Raw genomic sequence first — 16,930 nt, 5'->3', positions numbered from 1 at the left:
CCTACTTGAGGAGCGGGAGCGGCGCGAACTCGTACCCCTCCCACAGCCGCCGCGAGGTCTCCTCCGGATACGGCCCGACCTGCGCCTTCGGCCCGACGTCCAGCACCTGGACCAGGCGCTCTCCCGTCTCGAACGCCGGCCAGCCCGGATCGGCCGTCCGCGCGAACGCCGTCCAGGACTCCCGGAAACGCGACGACAGCGCCTCTCCCTCCGCGGTGGCCCCCGTACCCGCGAACAGCAGCTGCCCCAGGTCCGCCTCGAACGTGCCGAACAGCAGTGGAATGTCCAGCCCGTGGCATGCGCCGAGACCGCCCCCGCCGCCGGGAGCCGCCCAGGTCAGCTCGTACACATGGGCGCGACCGCCGCCCGCGACCTGCGCCTCGGCCAGCTGCAGGGAAGGCATGTTGAACAACCAGTCCGTCTGCACGCGCTCGAACAGCTCACCCGGCGTGGCCTCAGGGAAGGCCGCGCGGTACGCCCGCTCCCCGTCCGGCCCCGGCCCGAACGTCCGCAGCGCCCAGCCCGCCTGCTCCTCCCCGATCTTGCCCAGCATCCCGCCGAGCGCGAGGAACAGCCGGAACTCGTCCCGGTTGTGCCCGACGAGCAGGTCGACGTCCTTCCCCGCGCCCGCCTTCAGCGCCTGCCAGGGCGTGCACGGCAGCACCTCGCCGTCGACCACCGGTGAGAAGGGCGTGGCCGTCGGGGCCACCTGCCCCCACCGGTCCGCGTACGACATCATCCGCGCGCTCAACGCCTCGCCCACCGAGGTCAGTTGCCGGGGTTCGACGGTCGCGAGATCGGCCGCCGTCGGCCGCAGCCCCGCCTCCTGAGCAATGGCGGACGCGATGTCACGGGCCAGCTCGCCGGAGAAGTAGGTCCCCGGCACACTCTGCGCGACGGCCCGCCGGAACAGCCCCCGCGCACTCGGCATGGCCAGCAGAGAGGCCACCGACCCGGCCCCCGCGGACTCCCCGAAGACGGTCACCTGTCCGGGGTCGCCGCCGAACTCCTCGATGTTGTCCCGCACCCACTCCAGCGCCGCCACCTGATCGAGCAGTCCCCGGTTGGCAGGCGCCCCCTCGATGAGCGCGAACCCCTCGATCCCGACCCGGTAGTTGAGCGTCACGACGACCACGTCACCGTCACGGGCGATGCGCTGGGCGTCGTAACCGGGACTGCCGGAGTGCCCGAGCTTGTAGGCCCCGCCGTAGATCCACACCATCACCGGCCTCCGGCTGCCCGAATCCGCGTCCGGGGTCCAGACGTTGACGGTGAGCCACTCATCGCCCTCAGCAGCGTTCAGCACGGCCCTGCGTCCCTGGATGCCGGACTCCTGCGGAGGCGGCGGCCCGAACTCGTACGCCTCCCGGGTCCCCTCCCAGGTCCGCACCGGTCGCGGCGCCCCGAACCGGTCCTTCCCGACGGGCGGTTCGGCGAACGGAATGCCGCGGAACACCGTCAGCCCGTCCTCACGGCGCCCGCGCACCGCTCCGCCGACGGTACGCACGACAGTGGTCGTCATCATCAACTCCTGGTGGGCGAACTAGCCGAGCCGTTCGATCAATGCGCGTGTCTGCTGCTCGTCGATCTCGTACACGGTCTCGTGGGCCCGCGGATCACGCGCGTGGAAGGTATGGAACATCGGGCCCGAGGCGCCGTCGCCCAGCTCCACCAACGAGGCCGACGCCCCGCGCACCGCACGTTCGGTGCCGGGGGGTGTCGTCAGGTCGATGCGGTTGACCACGCCCGGTGTGACCCACACCGGGGTCGCCTCCAGCAGCCCGAAGAGCTGAAGGTGGAAGTGCCCGGTGAGCACGACCCGGACGTCGGTGCCACGAATCGCCTCCGCCAAGGCCGACGGATTGCGCAGCCCGAAGGCGCGCTGCGTCCCGATGTCCAGGGCGATCGGCGGGTGATGGAGCGCGAGGACGGTCCCATGCGGCGCGGGCGTGGCCAACACATCCCGTAGCCAGGCGAGTTGCTCCGCACCGACCCACCCGTGCACCTTGCCCGGCACGAGCGAGTCCAGCGTGACGAAACGCCACCCGTCCACCACACTGACCGCGGCCCGCTCCCCCGCCGTGGACTCGAGAACCGTCTCCGCCCGCTCGGACCCGTCCGCGGCCAGATGCCCGCTCCCCAGCACCTTGCCGAAGGCCCCGCGCTCGTCGTGGTTGCCGGTCGTGCAGAACACGGGCGCGTCCAGCGGCAGCGCGAACTCGGTCAGCAGCTCTCGTACGGTCGTGTACGCCTCCACGGCCCCGTCGTCGGCGAGGTCACCGGTGACGACGATCGCGTCCACGCCCCGCTGGTGGCGCAGTTCGGCGAGCATCAGGCGGAGGGAGTCGGTGGCGTTGACGCCGTGCCTGTTGGGGGCGTCCGTACGCTCGATGTGGGTGTCCGAGAGGTGCAGAATCCTCATAACCCTGAACGCTAGCCGTAGTTGACCTGTACTTTCAGCCCGTCCGGCGTTTGAGGACGAGGCCGAAGGCCGATGGGGGTCTGGGGGCGCAGCCCCCAGGGACGCTCACCCCCACCGGCCCGCACCGCACCGCTCAGCTCAGCGTCTTCAACGCACTCGCCGAGTACGGCTCAAGCTCATCGCTCCGCCCGGCCAGCACCTTCGCCGCCCACTCAGGATCCTGCAGCAACGCCCGCCCGACGGCGACGAAGTCGTACTCCTCCCGCTCCAGCCGGTCCAGCAGGTCATCGATCCCGCGGATCGGCGACCCCTCCCCGGCGAACCCCCGGATGAAGTCCCCGTCGAGCCCCACCGACCCGACGGTGATGGTCGGCCGCCCCGTCAGCTTCTTCGTCCACCCCGCCAGATTGAGGTCGGAGCCCTCGAACTCCGGCAGCCAGTACCGCCGCGTGGAGGCATGGAAGGCATCCACGCCGGCGGCAGCCAGCGGCGCGAGGATCGCCTCCAGCTCCTCCGGCGTCTCGGCGAGACGCGCGTCGTAGGCCTCCTGCTTCCACTGCGAGTACCGGAACAGGATCGGGAACTCGGGCGACACAGCCTCCCGTACGGCCGCCACGATCTCCGCGGCGAACTTCGTACGCGCCACGGGGTCGCCGCCGTACGCGTCCGTACGCCGGTTGGTGCCGGCCCACAGGAACTGGTCGAGAAGGTAGCCGTGCGCACCGTGCAGTTCGATGCCGTCGAAGCCGATGCGCTCGGCGGCGACCGCGGACTCGACGAACGCGCCGATGACGGCGTCGATGTCGGCCTGCGTCATGGGCGTGGCGTCCTCGACGCCGGTGACGCGCAGACCGGAGGGGCCGTGCGAGGGAGCGTCCGGGTAGGGGCCGTCACCCTGGTTGCGGACCGTCCCGATGTGCCACAGCTGCGGAACGATCGTGCCGCCCGCCGCATGCACCGCCTCGGCGACCTTCTGCCAGCCCGCGAGCTGCTCCTCGCCGTGGAACCGGGGGACGCGGTTGCTGTTGCCGGCCGACTCGTGGCCGACGTACGTGCCCTCGGTGACGATCAGCCCGACACCGGCGGCGGCCCGGCGGGCGTAGTACGACACCACGTCCTCACCGGGGATGCCGCCCGGGGAGAACATGCGCGTCATGGGCGCCATGACGATGCGGTTGGGGACGGTCAGGCCGTTGATCGCGGTGGGCCGGGAGAGGACCTCGGCTGCGCGGGAGGGGGCGGTGGTCACGTGGGTGGGCTCCTCGTGCGATGACTGCATCAACCGACTGGTATGTGCACACGCATTGTTGCACCTACTTAAGCAACTCTCCTATGACCTCGAACACGCCCGAGGGCGGCACCCCCTGTTTCCAGGGAGTGCCGCCCTCGGTGGGAACCCGGATCAGCCGGAGGCCGATCAGAAGTCCATGTCACCGCCCGGCATACCGCCACCGGCGGGCGCGGCGGCCTTCTCCGGCTTGTCGGCGATGACGGCCTCGGTGGTGAGGAAGAGCGCGGCGATGGAGGCGGCGTTCTGCAGGGCAGAGCGCGTGACCTTCGCCGGGTCGATGATGCCTTCCTTGACCAGGTCGACGTACTCGCCGGTCGCGGCGTTCAGGCCGTGGCCCGGGGTCAGGTTGCGCACCTTCTCCACCACGACACCGCCCTCGAGGCCGGCGTTGACGGCGATCTGCTTCAGCGGGGCCTCGAGCGCGAGCTTCACGGCCTGGGCGCCGGTCGCCTCGTCACCCTCCAGGTCCAGCTTCTCGAAGACGGTGGACGCCTGGATGAGCGCGACGCCACCACCGGCGACGATGCCCTCCTCGACGGCGGCCTTCGCGTTGCGGACGGCGTCCTCGATGCGGTGCTTGCGCTCCTTGAGCTCCACCTCGGTGGCGGCACCGGCCTTGATGACCGCGACACCGCCGGCGAGCTTCGCCAGGCGCTCCTGCAGCTTCTCGCGGTCGTAGTCCGAGTCGCTGTTCTCGATCTCGGCGCGGATCTGGTTGACCCGGCCCTGCACCTGCTCCGTGGAGCCGGCGCCGTCGACGATGGTGGTCTCGTCCTTGGTGATGACCACCTTGCGGGCGCGGCCCAGCAGGTCGAGGGAGGTGTTCTCGAGCTTGAGACCGACCTCCTCGGAGATGACCTCGCCGCCGGTGAGGATGGCGATGTCGTTCAGCATCGCCTTGCGGCGGTCGCCGAAGCCGGGGGCCTTGACCGCGACGGACTTGAAGGTGCCGCGGATCTTGTTGACGACCAGGGTCGACAGGGCCTCGCCCTCGACGTCCTCGGCGATGATCAGCAGCGGCTTGCCCGACTGCATGACCTTCTCCAGGAGCGGGAGCAGGTCCTTGACGGAACCGATCTTGGAGTTGGCGATCAGGATGTACGGGTCGTCGAGCGACGCCTCCATCCGCTCCATGTCGGTGGCGAAGTACGCCGAGATGTAGCCCTTGTCGAAGCGCATACCCTCGGTGAGCTCCAGCTCCAGACCGAAGGTCTGGGACTCCTCGACGGTGATGACGCCTTCCTTGCCGACCTTGTCCATGGCCTCGGCGATGAGCTCGCCGATCTGGGTGTCGGCGGCGGAGATGGAGGCCGTGGAAGCGATCTGCTCCTTGGTCTCGACATCCTTGGCCTGCTCGAGCAGGGCACCGGAGACGGCCTCGACGGCCTTCTCGATACCGCGCTTGAGGGCCATCGGGTTGGCGCCGGCGGCTACGTTGCGCAGGCCTTCCTTGACGAGCGCCTGGGCGAGAACGGTCGCGGTGGTCGTACCGTCACCGGCGACGTCGTCCGTCTTCTTGGCGACTTCCTTGACCAGCTCGGCGCCGATCTTCTCGTACGGGTCCTCGAGTTCGATCTCCTTGGCGATGGAGACACCATCGTTGGTGATCGTGGGGGCGCCCCACTTCTTCTCGAGGACGACGTTGCGGCCCTTGGGGCCGAGCGTCACCTTCACGGCGTCCGCGAGCTGGTTCATGCCGCGCTCGAGGCCGCGCCGCGCCTCCTCGTCGAACGCGATGATCTTGGCCATGTGAAGTGGTCCCTCCAGGACTGGGGGTGATTCCTTCGGACCGCGCCCGCGCCCGCGACGGACGGCTCGCCGACCCGTGGGTTCCTTGCCCCACCCGGCCTGCGGGCCTCACCGACCCGGTCCATCTTTGTCACTCTCACCTTCAGAGTGCTAACGCCAATGATTAGCACTCGACCCCCCCGAGTGCAAGGTGCGCCCGCGGAGCGGGCTCGTTGAGGGGTGGTGGCCGGGCGACGGGTGGGCGCAAGGTGCGCCCGCGGAGCGGGCTCGTTGAGGGGTGGTGGTCGGGCGACGGGTGGGCGCAAGGTGCGCCCGCGGAGCGGGCGGCACCCGTCCAGGACCGGGCCAGGTCCTCCGGGCATGCCGAAGGGCCCGCCCCCTCAGGTGCGGACCCTTCGATCAAGAACAGAAGAACGTCGCTGCAGTTAACCCGGCGCGTGCTTCAGCTGGTCGCCAGACGGACCATGTCCGCCTGCGGCCCCTTCTGGCCCTGCGAGATCTCGAAATCGACCCGCTGACCCTCTTCCAGGGTGCGGTAGCCGTCCATCTGAATCGCACTGTAGTGGACGAAAACATCCGCACCACCGTCGACCGCGATGAAGCCGTACCCCTTCTCCGCGTTGAACCACTTGACGGTGCCCTGAGCCATGCCTAACTCCCCTATTACTGGCCCTTGCACAGATCCACACTTCGCGGATCCGGGTCAGACCTCACCCCCCACGGTTGGGGGCGTGCGCCGGAACGCGTCGACCGCGGCTGAATGTATCTGTCCAACTGCCGTCTGCAACAGGTCAATCGGACGAGAATTCCGGGCACGGCCGGTCGGGACTTTAGGGAGAATTCGCCCGAATTCAGGGCAAGTCGGGCCCCATAAATGGAGCATAAGACGCAAAAAACCTGCACACTTTGGCTACTTCTCGCTGCCCGAGAAGCAAGAACTCATATGCATGCGGCAAGCGGAGTCGAGCAGGTTCCCCAACTGTACCGTGCTCAACCATGCAGAATTGCCCCCTCCGCTTCTCTCACGGAGGGGGCAATTCGATGAACTCTTCGTAACCGACGTTACCGACGGTAATAATCGGCCGTCCGACCTGTTTCCGGTCAGCCTCCGGCGACGGCCGGGATGATCGAGACGCCCGCCCCGTCCGGAGTCGCCGTCTCCAGCCCCTGCTCGAACCGCACATCGTCGTCGTTCACGTACACGTTGACGAACCGTCGCAGCTTGCCCTGGTCGTCGAGAACCCGGGCGGCGATCCCGGTGTGGTTCTTCTCCAGATCGGCGATGACCTCGCCGAGGGTGCCGCCTTCGGCAGTCACCTCGGCCTGCCCGCCGGTGTAGGTGCGCAGGATGGTGGGGATACGAACGTTCACGCTCACGATGAAAACCTCCGGTCAGGGATGGGGGGGCGCGGGCTACGCGACTAGGCGAGGCCGGCCTCACGGAACGACTCAAGGCTCGGGCGAATCGTCGCGGTGAGCCCGGTACCGGCCACCGCGTCCAGCGTCTTCAGACCGTCACCCGTATTGAGGACGACCGTGGTCAGGGTCGGGTCGAGAACACCGTTCTCGATCAGCTTCCGGGTCACACCCACGGTCACCCCGCCGGCGGTCTCCGCGAAGATGCCCTCGGTCCGGGCGAGCAGCCGAATCGCATCGACGATCTGCTCGTCGTTCACGTCCTCCACGGCCCCACCGGTACGGCGGGCGATGTCCAGCACATACGGACCGTCCGCCGGGTTGCCGATGGCCAGCGACTTGGCGATCGTGTTCGGCTTCTGCGGCCGTACGACGTCGTGCCCCGCCTTGTACGCGACGGAGACAGGGCTGCACCCCTCGGCCTGCGCCCCGAAGATCTTGTACGGCTTGTCCTCGACGAGCCCGAGCTTGATCAGCTCCTGCAGCCCCTTGTCGATCTTCGTGAGCTGCGAGCCGGAGGCGATCGGCACGACCAGCTGGTCCGGCAGCCGCCAGCCGAGCTGCTCGCAGATCTCGTACGCCAGGGTCTTGGAGCCCTCCGCGTAGTACGGCCGCAGGTTGACGTTGACGAAGCCCCAGCCCTCGCCGGCCGGGTCGCCGATCAGCTCGGAGCAGAAGCGGTTCACGTCGTCGTAGTTGCCCTCGATGCCGACGAGCTCGCCGCCGTAGACCGCGGCCATGACGACCTTGCCCTGCTCCAGGTCGTGCGGGATGAACACGCAGGAACGGAAGCCGGCGCGGGCGGCCGCGGCACCCACCGCACCGGCCAGGTTGCCGGTGGACGAGCAGGACAGGGTGGTGAAGTCGAAGGCGCGGGCGGCCTCGATGGCCTGGGCGACGACCCGGTCCTTGAAGGAGTGCGTCGGGTTGCCGGAGTCGTCCTTCACGAACAGCTTGCCGGCGTCGACGCCCAGCTCGCGGGCGAGGTTGTCGGCCTTGACGAGCTTGGTCCAACCGGGGTTGATGTTGGGCTTGTCCGCCACGTCCGCCGGAACGGGCAGCAGGGGCGCGTAACGCCAGATGTTCGCGGGACCCGCCTCGATCTGCTTGCGGAGTTCCTCGGTGTCGTAGGCCGAGAAGTCGTAGGCGATCTCGAGCGGGCCGAAACACTCCTCGCAGGCGAAGACCGGGCCGAGAGGCACCTGGTGACCGCACTCGCGGCAGGAGAGCGCCGCAGCGGGACCGAGGTCGACGGTCGTGGAGTCGGTGGTGCTTGCAACAGTCTGCGCAGCCATGTGAGGCGAGGCCCTTTCTCCTCATCTTCCTCACGACGCATCTCGCCGTGAGACGGATTTGGCACCTTCCCTAGCCGGGAGCCTCGCGGAACGATCGGCATCGATCGGTACGAGACCGGCTGGAGGGTTGCCGGGGCTTCATCGGGCCGTATCCCTCTGCCCCTCTGGATGAGCGGTATTCGGTTGTTCAACTCGTTCAACGCCGGGCGACCCCCGACATGCGATGGTCACCAGCGTTGTTCAAGACTGTAACCGAAGGCCAGGACAGTTGAGATAGTCGTCCGAACCGCGAGATGGATCACACGGTGATCCGGTTTTCGCCGAGAGAACGCAGAGGAGCCGCCTACGTGCTGGAAGAAGTCGAGCGCTGGCTGAGCACCCGCTCCTGGTCCCTGACCGACCGCCCTCTCCACCAGATCCTCGCCGCCAAGCAGCGCACCGGGCAGTCGGTCAGCGTCGTGCTGCCCGCGCTCAACGAGGAGGAGACGGTCGGCGACATCGTCGCGATCATCCGTCACGACCTGATGCAGCAGGTTCCGCTCGTCGACGAGATCGTCGTCGTCGACTCGGGGTCCACCGACCGCACGTCCGAGGTCGCCGCGGCGGCCGGGGCCAAGGTCGTCCACCGTGACGACATCCTGCCCCGCATCCCGACCGTCCCCGGCAAGGGCGAGGTGCTGTGGCGCTCGCTCCTGGTCACCGGCGGGGACATCGTCTGCTTCATCGACGCCGACCTGAAGGAGTTCTCCTCCGACTTCGTCTCCGGGATCGTCGGCCCGCTGCTCACCGAGCCGGGGGTCGACCTGGTCAAGGGCATGTACGACCGTCCGCTGGCCGGCGCGCAGGGCCAGGGCGGCCGGGTCACCGAGCTGATGGCGCGTCCGCTGCTGAACATGCACTGGCCGCAGCTGGCGGGCTTCGTGCAGCCGCTCGGCGGCGAGTACGCGGCCCGGCGCAGCCTGCTGGAACAGCTGCCGTTCCCCGTCGGGTACGGCGTCGAGCTGGGCATGCTGGTGGACGCCCTGCACCTGGTGGGCCTCGACGCGCTCGCCCAGGTGGACGTCGGGGTGCGCAAGCACCGCCATCAGGACGGGCAGGCGCTGGGCCGGATGTCCGCCGCGATCTACCGCACGGCACAGCTGAGACTGGCCCGCGGCCATCTCATCCGTCCCTCCCTCACCCAGTTCGAACGGGGCGAGGACGGCTTCGAGCCGCGCACCTACTCCGTGGACACGGAGGAGCGGCCGCCGATGGTGGAGATCGCGGAGTACGCGTCGCGCAAGGTCGCCTGAGGCGGCGCGTTACGCGCTGCAGCCGGTGTATACGGTCCACCCGCAGAGCGCAGACGTACGTTTGAGCGTTTACGGGCCGGGCTAGGTTGAGGCGTATGGCTTCCACGTACGGCGCTGGTCATCAGGTGCTGGTCGCGTCCAACCGCGGCCCGGTCTCGTACGAAGTGCAGGAGGACGGCTCGCTGGCCGCCAGGCGCGGCGGCGGCGGGCTGGTCTCCGGCCTCTCCGCGATCGGGCCCGACGCGGACGCCCTGTGGGTGTGCTCGGCGCTGTCCGACGGCGACCGCGAGGCGGTACGGCGCGGGGTCGGCGAGGACGGGGTGCGGATGCTCGACATCCCGGCCGACGTGCACGCCGACGCGTACAACGGCATCGCGAACTCGGTGCTGTGGTTCGTCCACCACATGCTGTACCAGACGCCCCTGGAGCCGGTCTTCGACGCGGAGTTCCGGCGGCAGTGGGCGTCGTACGAGACCTACAACCGGGCCTTCGCCGAGGCGCTGGCCCAGGAGGCGGCCGAGGGCGCGGCGGTGCTGGTGCAGGACTACCACCTGTGTCTGGTGCCGGGCATGCTCCGCGAGCTCCGTCCCGATCTGCGCATCGGGCACTTCTCGCACACGCCGTGGGCGCCGGTGGACTACTTCCGGATGCTGCCGGACGACATCGCCGAGCGGCTCCTGAACGGCATGCTGGGCGCCGACCGGCTGGGCTTTTTGACCCGGCGCTGGGCGGACGCGTTCACGGCGTGCGCCACGGCGGTGGTGGGCGGCCTCGGGGGCACGGCGATCGGCGTGCACGGCCTCGGCGCGGACGCCGACTTCCTGCGCAAGCGCTCGCACGAGGCCGATGTGGCCGAGCGGATGGCCGCACTGCGGGAGGAGATCGGCGCCGGGCGCAGGACGGTCGTGCGGGTCGACCGCACCGAGCTGTCGAAGAACATCGTGCGCGGGCTGCTGGCGTACCGGCAGCTGCTGGAGGACCACCCCGAGTGGCGGGAGCGGGTCGTGCACGTGGCGTTCGCCTATCCCTCCCGGCAGGACCTCGCCGTGTACCGCGACTACACGGCCGAGGTGCAGCGGGTGGCCCAGGAGATCAACTCCCGCTTCGGGACGCCTGGTTGGACCCCGGTCGTGCTGCACGTCAAGGACGACTTCGCGCGTTCGCTGGCCGCCTACCGGCTGGCCGACGTGGCCCTCGTCAACCCGATCCGGGACGGCATGAACCTGGTCGCGAAGGAGGTGCCGGTCGTCTCCGACGAGGGGTGCGCGCTGGTGCTGTCGCGGGAGGCGGGTGCCCACGCCGAGCTGGGCGAGGACGCGATCACGGTGAACCCGTACGACGTGATCGGGACGGCGGAGGCGCTGCACGCCGCGCTGTGCCTGCCGGCGGCTGAGCGGGCCGAGCGGTCGAAGCGGCTTGCTGCCGCGGCCACGGCGTTGCCGCCGGCGCAGTGGTTCGTCGAGCAATTGGAGGCGTTGCGCGGCTGAGCCTGGGGGCTGCGCCCCCAGACCCCCGCTTTTCGGCCCTTAAGGGGCCTTGTCCTCAAACGCCGGACGGGCTGAAAGGCCGAGCTGCGCCGCCAGGCCCCGTAGTAGGCGTACGACCCCCTGCGGGCCGTCCACCACCAGGTCCGCTCGTTCCCGTAGTTCCGTGACCTCGTCGCTGCCGCTGCAGACGAGGAGGCCGGGGGTGCCGTCGGAGCGGAGTTTGTCGACGGCTGCGAAGGCGGGGAGGTCGCCGAGGTCGTCGCCGGCGTAGAGGACCGCCGAGGCGTCGATCTCGCGGACGTACTCCAGGAGGGCCACTCCCTTGTCCATGCCCGGGGGGCGCAGTTCGAGGACCAGGCGGCCGGGTTCGACGATCAGGCCGTGGCGGGTGGCGAGGTCGGTGAGGGGGGCGCGCAGGGCCTCGAAGGCGGCCTGCGGGTCCGCCGCGCGGCGGGTGTGGACCGCGACGGCGCGGCCCTTCTCCTCGATCCAGGTGCCCTGCCAGGCGCCGATGCGGTCGAGGAAACCGGGGAGTTCGGCGCGGACCGCGGCGACTCCGGGGTGGGGCGCGGGTGCGCTGACGTTGCCGCTGACCGCGTCCCAGCGTTCGGCGCCGTAGTGGCCGAGGACGACCAGGTGCTCAAGGCCGGGGACGCCCGCGAAGCCGCCGTGCCGCACGGCGACGCCGGCCGGGCGGCCGGTGACCACCGCGACGGAGGCGATCCGCGGGGCGAGGGCGGCGAGCGCGGGCACCGCCTCCGGGTGGGCGCGGGCCTGCTCGGGGTCCGCCACGATCGGGGCGAGGGTGCCGTCGAAGTCCAGGCCGACCACCGTTTTCGCGGGGTTCGCGAGGATCGCGGCGAGCCCGTCCCGGCCTGCCTGCGTGGCGGGCGTCGGCAGGGGGTCCATGGAGTGCGTCGAGTCCGTGTCCGTATGGGTGCCCATACGGTGACCATAACCGCGCAGGGCAGGGCGCACCCATGGCTCAGGGGAGCGTCGGCCGTCAGCGTTCCGCTCGGCGTGTGTCGCGCACCCTGCGCAACCTGTTCACCGTCACCGGGTCGTGGGCGAGGGCCCGCTCGTCGTCCAGCAGGGCGTTGAGCAGCTGGTAGTAGCGGACCGGGGCCAGGCCCAGCTCCTCCCGTATGGCGCGCTCCTTGGCGCCGGGGCCCGCGAAGCCCCGGCGTTCGAGGGCGAGGACTGCCCGCTCGCGGTCGCCCAGAGGCTCGCGCGGCTCGCGGCCCTCCCACTGCTCCTGGTCCATGTCCTGAACCGTAACCCCCGCCACTGACAGCGCCCCGCGGCTAATGCGAGCTCTCCGCCATGGACGCCGTCGACTCCAGCTGCGCGAGGGTGGCCGCGGGGTTGCCGCCGGGGGCCACCGCGTTGCCTATGTGCTTCTTGACGGCCACGGCGACCGAGGCCCACGAGGTCTTGTCGACGGGGTAGAGCTCGGACAGCGGCAGCTGCTTGAGGAACGGCTCCAGGGCGGCGTCCTGCTTGGCCGTGCTCATGACGTCGGAGGCGGAGGTGGTGACCGGCAGCAGGTCGTACTCACGGGAGAAGGCGAGCACGTTCTTCTGGCTGTAGACGAAGTCGAGGAACTTGCCGACCTGCTCGGCGTGGCCGTTCTTCTTGAAGGCCATCATCCAGTCGGCGACACCCATGGCGTTCTTGCTCTGGCCGTCCTTGCCGGGCATCGGCACCATGCCGAACTTCACGCCCTTCTGCGCGGCGATCTTCATCAGCGAGGGGTGCCCGTTGAGCATGCCGACCTCGCCCTTGGCGAAGGCGGCGAAGGCGGTGGCGCGGTTGAGGCTGCCGGGCGCGACCGGACCGGTCAGGCCCTTGTCGACCAGGTCGTCCTTGAGCCAGTTGAAGGTGTCGATGTTCTGCGCGGAGTCGATGCCGTAGGTGCCGACGGTGTCGGTGTAACCGCCGCCGCCGCTCAGCAGCCACTGCATCGTCTCGGCCTGTGCCTCCTCCGGGCCGAGCGGCAGCGCGTACGGGAACTTCACACCGCGCGCCTTGAGCACCTTGGCGTCGGCGGCGAGCTCGTTCCAGGTCTTCGGCGGGGTGAGGCCGGCGTTCTTGAAGAGGGTCTTGTTGTAGAAGAGCAGCCGCGTGGAGGCGGCGAACGGCAGCCCGTACTGCACGCCCTTCACCTGCCCGGCGGTGGCCAGCTGCGAGGCGAAGTCGGCCTGGGTGCTGATGGAGAGCATGTCGTCGGCCGAGTAGAGCAGGCCCTTGTTGGCGTAGTCGGCGTACGCGCCTATCTGCGCCATGTCGGGCGCCTTGCCCGCGTCGACCAGCTCCTTGACCTTGCGGTCCACGTCGTTCCAGGAGTACACGGTGACGTCGATCTTCACCCCGGAGTGCTTGCTCTCGTACTCCCTGACCAGCCGGTCCCAGTACTTCTGGGAGCTGTTGGCGGCGGAGTCGCCGTAGTCCGCGGCGATCAGCTTCAGGGTGACGTCCCCCGAGCCGCCGCCGGTCAGGCCGCAGCCGCCGAGGACCGCCGTCATGCCCAGTGCGGACACCGCCGCGATCGTTCCTGTCCTACCCCGCCGCTGCACTGCTGTTGACCCCAACCCTACTGTCTCGCTGTTCAACATGTGGACACGATAGGTCTACACCACGTAAGTGGACTAGACCTCTTGCGGGTCCTCGGGCCACACTGTCCCCCGTGAGACATGTCATCGCCCTGGATGTGGGCGGCACCGGGATGAAGGCCGCGCTGGTCGCGCAGGACGGCGCCCTCCTCCACCAGGCCCGCCGGGCGACCGGGCGCGAGCGCGGGCCGGACGCGGTCGTCGAGGGCATCCTCGACTTCGCCGCCGAACTCAGCACGCACGGCGCCGAGCACTTCGGCGAGCCCGCGTCCGCCGCCGGCGTCGCCGTCCCCGGCATCGTCGACGCCGACCGGGGCATCGCCTCCTACGCGGCCAACCTCGGCTGGCGCGACATCCCCCTGCGCGATCTGCTCGCCGACCGGCTGGGCATCCCGGTCGCCCTCGGCCACGACGTACGCACCGGCGGACTGGCGGAGGGCCGCATCGGCGCCGGACAGGGCGCCGACCGCTTCCTCTTCGTCCCCCTCGGCACCGGTATCGCGGGCGCGATCGGCATCGCGGGACGGGTGGAGGCGGGGGCGCACGGCTTCGCGGGCGAGATCGGTCACATCGTCGTACGACCCGGGGGCAGCGCCTGTCCCTGCGGCCAGCGGGGCTGCCTGGAGCGCTACGCCTCCGCGGCGGCCGTCAGCGAGGCCTGGGCGGCGGCCACCGGCGACCCCGACGCGGACGCCGCCGACTGCGCCAAGTCCGTGGCGTCCGGCGACCCGAACGCCGTACGGGTCTGGCAGCACGCGATCGACGCCCTGGCCGACGGCCTGGTCACCGCCCTCACCCTGCTGGACCCCCGCACCCTGATCATCGGCGGCGGCCTCGCAGAGGCGGGCGACACCCTGTTCACCCCGCTGCGGGAGGCCGTCCGGCAGCGGGTCACGTTCCAGAAACTGCCGCAGATCGTTCCAGCGGCCCTGGGCGATACCGCCGGTTGCCTCGGCGCCGGGCTACTGGCCTGGGATCTCCTCACTACAACTGACGGCACGGAGGTAACGCCCTGATGGCACCCCCCCTTGGGGCGCGGGGAACTGCGCGACAAGCCACACACGACCCGCAGCCCGCGACCGGCACAGCCCCCCTCGTCCTGTCCGGCGCCACCGTGGTCCTCCCCACCGGCACCGTCGAGAACGGCCGAGTGTCTGTCGAGGGCACTCGCATCGCCGGTGCGGCATCACCTGACGCTCAGATGATCGACCTCAGCGGTCACCACGTAGTGCCCGGCTTCGTAGACCTCCACAACCACGGCGGCGGCGGAGCCTCCTTCACCTCGGGCACCGTCGAGGACGTCCTCACCGGCATCCACACCCACCGCCTGCACGGCACGACCACCCTGGTCGCCTCGACCGTCACCGACGACATGGACCTCCTCGCCCAGCGCGCGGGCCTGCTGAGCGAACTCGCCGAGCAGGGCGACATCGCCGGCATCCACTTCGAGGGCCCGTTCATCTCCCCGTGCCGCAAGGGCGCGCACTCCGAGAAGCTGCTGCGCGACCCCGACCCGGCGGCGGTGCGCAAACTGATCGACGCGGCCCGCGGCAGGGCGAAGATGGTCACGCTCGCCACCGAACTCCCCGGCGGCCTCGACTCCGTCCGCCTCCTCGCCGAACTCGGCGTCATCGCGGCGATCGGGCACACCGACGCGACGTACGAGCAGACGGTGGCGGCGATCGACGCGGGCGCCACGGTCGCGACCCACCTGTTCAACGCGATGCCGCAGATCGGCCACCGGGCCCCGGGCCCGATCACCGCCCTGCTCGAAGACGAGCGCGTCACCGTCGAGCTCATCAACGACGGCACGCATCTGCACCCGGCCGCCCTCCAGCTCGCCTTCCATCACGCCGGCGCGGACCGGGTGGCCCTCATCACGGACGCGATGGACGCGGCCGGTTTCGGCGACGGGCGCTATCTGCTGGGCCCCCTGGAGGTCGAGGTCACCGAGGGTGTGGCCCGGCTGGTGGAGGGCGGCTCCATCGCGGGGTCGACGCTCACGCTGGACCGGGCGTTCCAGCGGGCGGTGACGGTGGACGGGCTGCCGGTGGAGGACGTCGTCACCGCCATCTCGGCCAATCCCGCCAAGCTGCTCGGCCTGTACGACCGGATCGGCTCCCTGGAGCCCGGAAAGGACGCCGACCTGGTCGTTCTTGACCATCAATTCGCCCTCAAGGGCGTGATGCGCCGCGGTGAATGGGTGGTCGATCCCCAACTGGGCTGATCTGTCCCGCTGTTGAGGACGGCGGTCGTCCTGCGAAAATGGGACGGCCGCCGTCCGTTCGGCGTGCGTTCCGCATGCGTCTTCGGGGGAGGTCGGTCCAGGTGATCCTCACGGTCACGCTGAACACCGCTCTCGACCTCACGTACCGCGTACCGGCGCTCAAGCCGCACGCCTCGCACCGGATCACCGAGGTGACCGAACGACCCGGCGGCAAGGGTGTGAACGTGGCGCGCGTGCTCGCGGCCCTCGGCCACGAGGTGACGGTCACCGGCTTCACGGGCGGCGCCACGGGCCGCACGGTCCAGGACCTGCTGGCCGCCACCCCCGGCCTGGTGGACGCCCTCGTCCCGGTCGCGGGTCCGACGAGGCGCACGATCGCGCTGGTGGACGACCGGACCGGCGACACGACGCAGCTCAACGAACCGGGCCCCACCATCACCCCCGCCGAATGGTCCGCCTTCCAGGAGGCCTACGAGGCCCTGCTCGCGCCGGCGTCCGCGGTGGCCCTGTGCGGCAGCCTGCCGCCCGGGGTGCCGGTGGGCGCGTACGCCGGGCTGATACGGCTCGCGAAGGCCGCCGGGGTGCCCGTGCTCCTGGACACCAGCGGCGAGCCCCTGCGCCGCGGGGTCGCCGCCCGCCCGGACCTCGTCAAACCGAACGCCGACGAACTGGCCGAACTCACCGGCTCCCACGACCCCCTGCGCGGCGCCCAGGACGCCCGCCGCCGGGGCGCCCGGTCGGTGGTCGCCTCCCTCGGCACCCAGGGCCTCCTGGCGGTCACCCCGGAAGGCCGCTGGCACGCCACCCCACCCACCCGCCTCCACGGCAACCCGACGGGCGCGGGCGACTCGGCGGTCGCGGGCCTGCTGTCGGGACTGACGCAACAACTCCCCTGGCCGGAACGCCTGTCCCGAGCAGTCGCCTTGTCCGCGGCGACCGTACTGGCGCCGGTGGCGGGGGAGTTCGACCGGGGGACCTACGAGGAACTACTGTCTCGGGTCGACACGCGGGGCGACGTGATCGCGTCGGCCTGACCGCGACCGCCCTGCCCACGACGAACGCGCCACCAACTCCAGACGGTGTGGCCCACCAGTGCGACCGCAACGACAACAGCCGCGAACCGAACGATGGTCCATGTG

15 protein-coding genes and 1 riboswitch are annotated in these 16,930 nt (G+C 70.3%); of the genes, 5 read left to right on the top strand and 10 right to left on the bottom strand.

Features of this window, described 5'->3' with window-relative positions; genetic code table 11:
- Position 1: 1 nt before the first annotated feature.
- From ABD355_RS08935 to thrC, 7 genes are all read right to left on the bottom strand, one after another.
- Positions 2 to 1,522, bottom strand: a complete 1,521-nt coding sequence (locus ABD355_RS08935) for a carboxylesterase/lipase family protein (RefSeq protein WP_344399592.1) — start codon at positions 1,520 to 1,522, stop codon at positions 2 to 4.
- 21 nt (positions 1,523 to 1,543) lie between these two features.
- A complete protein-coding gene (locus tag ABD355_RS08930; protein WP_344399590.1) occupies positions 1,544 to 2,422 on the bottom strand; it encodes a metallophosphoesterase family protein in 879 nt (292 codons plus the stop codon).
- 133 nt (positions 2,423 to 2,555) lie between these two features.
- Positions 2,556 to 3,701: an NADH:flavin oxidoreductase gene (locus ABD355_RS08925; RefSeq protein WP_344399589.1), complete on the bottom strand. Its 1,146-nt coding sequence runs from the start codon at positions 3,699 to 3,701 to the stop codon at positions 2,556 to 2,558.
- Positions 3,702 to 3,839: 138 nt separating this feature from the next.
- Positions 3,840 to 5,462 carry a chaperonin GroEL gene (groL, locus tag ABD355_RS08920; protein ID WP_344399588.1) on the bottom strand — a complete coding sequence of 541 codons (1,623 nt, stop codon included), beginning with the start codon at positions 5,460 to 5,462 and terminating at the stop codon, positions 3,840 to 3,842.
- A gap of 442 nt (positions 5,463 to 5,904) precedes the next feature.
- Complete coding sequence (locus tag ABD355_RS08915) at positions 5,905 to 6,111, bottom strand: cold-shock protein (protein WP_019057200.1); 207 nt, start codon at positions 6,109 to 6,111, stop codon at positions 5,905 to 5,907.
- A gap of 452 nt (positions 6,112 to 6,563) precedes the next feature.
- Complete coding sequence (locus ABD355_RS08910; RefSeq protein ID WP_030941262.1) at positions 6,564 to 6,839, bottom strand: MoaD/ThiS family protein; 276 nt, start codon at positions 6,837 to 6,839, stop codon at positions 6,564 to 6,566.
- Between the two features lie 44 nt (positions 6,840 to 6,883).
- On the bottom strand, positions 6,884 to 8,173 hold the full coding sequence (gene thrC / locus ABD355_RS08905; protein WP_344399587.1) for a threonine synthase: 1,290 nt from the start codon (positions 8,171 to 8,173) through the stop codon (positions 6,884 to 6,886).
- Between the two features lie 18 nt (positions 8,174 to 8,191).
- Positions 8,192 to 8,348, bottom strand: a riboswitch (SAM riboswitch).
- 172 nt (positions 8,349 to 8,520) lie between these two features.
- On the opposite strand from thrC, the gene ABD355_RS08900 reads away from it, so the two are divergent.
- Positions 8,521 to 9,465, top strand: a complete 945-nt coding sequence (locus tag ABD355_RS08900; protein ID WP_344399586.1) for a glucosyl-3-phosphoglycerate synthase — start codon at positions 8,521 to 8,523, stop codon at positions 9,463 to 9,465.
- A 95-nt stretch (positions 9,466 to 9,560) separates the two neighbouring features.
- The gene (locus ABD355_RS08895; RefSeq protein WP_344399585.1) at positions 9,561 to 10,952 is read left to right on the top strand and encodes an alpha,alpha-trehalose-phosphate synthase (UDP-forming); all 1,392 of its coding nucleotides are present in this window, start codon (positions 9,561 to 9,563) and stop codon (positions 10,950 to 10,952) included.
- 39 nt (positions 10,953 to 10,991) lie between these two features.
- On the opposite strand, the gene otsB is transcribed toward ABD355_RS08895, so the two are convergent.
- From otsB to ABD355_RS08880, 3 genes are read right to left on the bottom strand one after another with little or no spacing between them, the layout of a single operon-like run.
- Entirely contained in the window at positions 10,992 to 11,897 is a 906-nt protein-coding gene (gene otsB, locus ABD355_RS08890; protein ID WP_344399584.1) for a trehalose-phosphatase, read from the bottom strand.
- Between the two features lie 58 nt (positions 11,898 to 11,955).
- Positions 11,956 to 12,216 carry a DUF3263 domain-containing protein gene (locus ABD355_RS08885; RefSeq protein ID WP_344399583.1) on the bottom strand — a complete coding sequence of 87 codons (261 nt, stop codon included), beginning with the start codon at positions 12,214 to 12,216 and terminating at the stop codon, positions 11,956 to 11,958.
- Positions 12,217 to 12,256: 40 nt separating this feature from the next.
- Positions 12,257 to 13,567, bottom strand: coding sequence for an ABC transporter substrate-binding protein (locus ABD355_RS08880; protein ID WP_486388673.1), 1,311 nt, complete (start codon positions 13,565 to 13,567; stop codon positions 12,257 to 12,259).
- Positions 13,568 to 13,638: 71 nt separating this feature from the next.
- Between ABD355_RS08880 and ABD355_RS08875 the strand changes: the two genes are divergently transcribed.
- The 3 genes from ABD355_RS08875 to ABD355_RS08865 all read left to right on the top strand — a co-directional run bounded on the left by ABD355_RS08875 (position 13,639) and on the right by ABD355_RS08865 (position 16,825).
- Positions 13,639 to 14,580, top strand: a complete 942-nt coding sequence (locus tag ABD355_RS08875; RefSeq protein WP_344399582.1) for an ROK family protein — start codon at positions 13,639 to 13,641, stop codon at positions 14,578 to 14,580.
- Entirely contained in the window at positions 14,580 to 15,791 is a 1,212-nt protein-coding gene (gene nagA / locus ABD355_RS08870) for an N-acetylglucosamine-6-phosphate deacetylase (protein ID WP_344399580.1), read from the top strand. The genes ABD355_RS08875 and nagA overlap by 1 nt, the downstream gene beginning before the upstream one ends.
- Before the next feature lie 101 nt (positions 15,792 to 15,892).
- Positions 15,893 to 16,825 (top strand): 1-phosphofructokinase family hexose kinase, encoded by a 933-nt coding sequence (locus ABD355_RS08865; protein WP_344399579.1) that lies wholly within the window; start codon positions 15,893 to 15,895, stop codon positions 16,823 to 16,825.
- Positions 16,826 to 16,930 lie beyond the last annotated feature (105 nt).

The sequence above is a fragment of the Streptomyces longisporus genome (assembly GCF_039532765.1).
Taxonomy (GTDB): domain Bacteria; phylum Actinomycetota; class Actinomycetes; order Streptomycetales; family Streptomycetaceae; genus Streptomyces; species Streptomyces longisporus.
The sequence above is the reverse complement of the archived record's forward strand: the minus strand, read 5'-3'. Positions and strand labels throughout refer to the sequence as shown.

Excerpts from the sequence above, each read along its gene's own strand:
- ABD355_RS08935 (WP_344399592.1), bottom strand. The coding sequence starts at position 1,522 with ATGACGACCACTGTCGTGCGTACCGTCGGCGGAGCGGTGCGCGGGCGC.
- ABD355_RS08930 (WP_344399590.1), bottom strand. The coding sequence starts at position 2,422 with ATGAGGATTCTGCACCTCTCGGACACCCACATCGAGCGTACGGACGCC.
- ABD355_RS08925 (WP_344399589.1), bottom strand. The coding sequence starts at position 3,701 with ATGCAGTCATCGCACGAGGAGCCCACCCACGTGACCACCGCCCCCTCC.
- groL (WP_344399588.1), bottom strand. The coding sequence starts at position 5,462 with ATGGCCAAGATCATCGCGTTCGACGAGGAGGCGCGGCGCGGCCTCGAG.
- ABD355_RS08915 (WP_019057200.1), bottom strand. The coding sequence starts at position 6,111 with ATGGCTCAGGGCACCGTCAAGTGGTTCAACGCGGAGAAGGGGTACGGC.
- thrC (WP_344399587.1), bottom strand. The coding sequence starts at position 8,173 with ATGGCTGCGCAGACTGTTGCAAGCACCACCGACTCCACGACCGTCGAC.
- ABD355_RS08895 (WP_344399585.1), top strand. The coding sequence starts at position 9,561 with ATGGCTTCCACGTACGGCGCTGGTCATCAGGTGCTGGTCGCGTCCAAC.
- otsB (WP_344399584.1), bottom strand. The coding sequence starts at position 11,897 with ATGGGCACCCATACGGACACGGACTCGACGCACTCCATGGACCCCCTG.
- ABD355_RS08885 (WP_344399583.1), bottom strand. The coding sequence starts at position 12,216 with ATGGACCAGGAGCAGTGGGAGGGCCGCGAGCCGCGCGAGCCTCTGGGC.
- ABD355_RS08880 (WP_486388673.1), bottom strand. The coding sequence starts at position 13,567 with ATGTTGAACAGCGAGACAGTAGGGTTGGGGTCAACAGCAGTGCAGCGG.
- nagA (WP_344399580.1), top strand. The coding sequence starts at position 14,580 with ATGGCACCCCCCCTTGGGGCGCGGGGAACTGCGCGACAAGCCACACAC.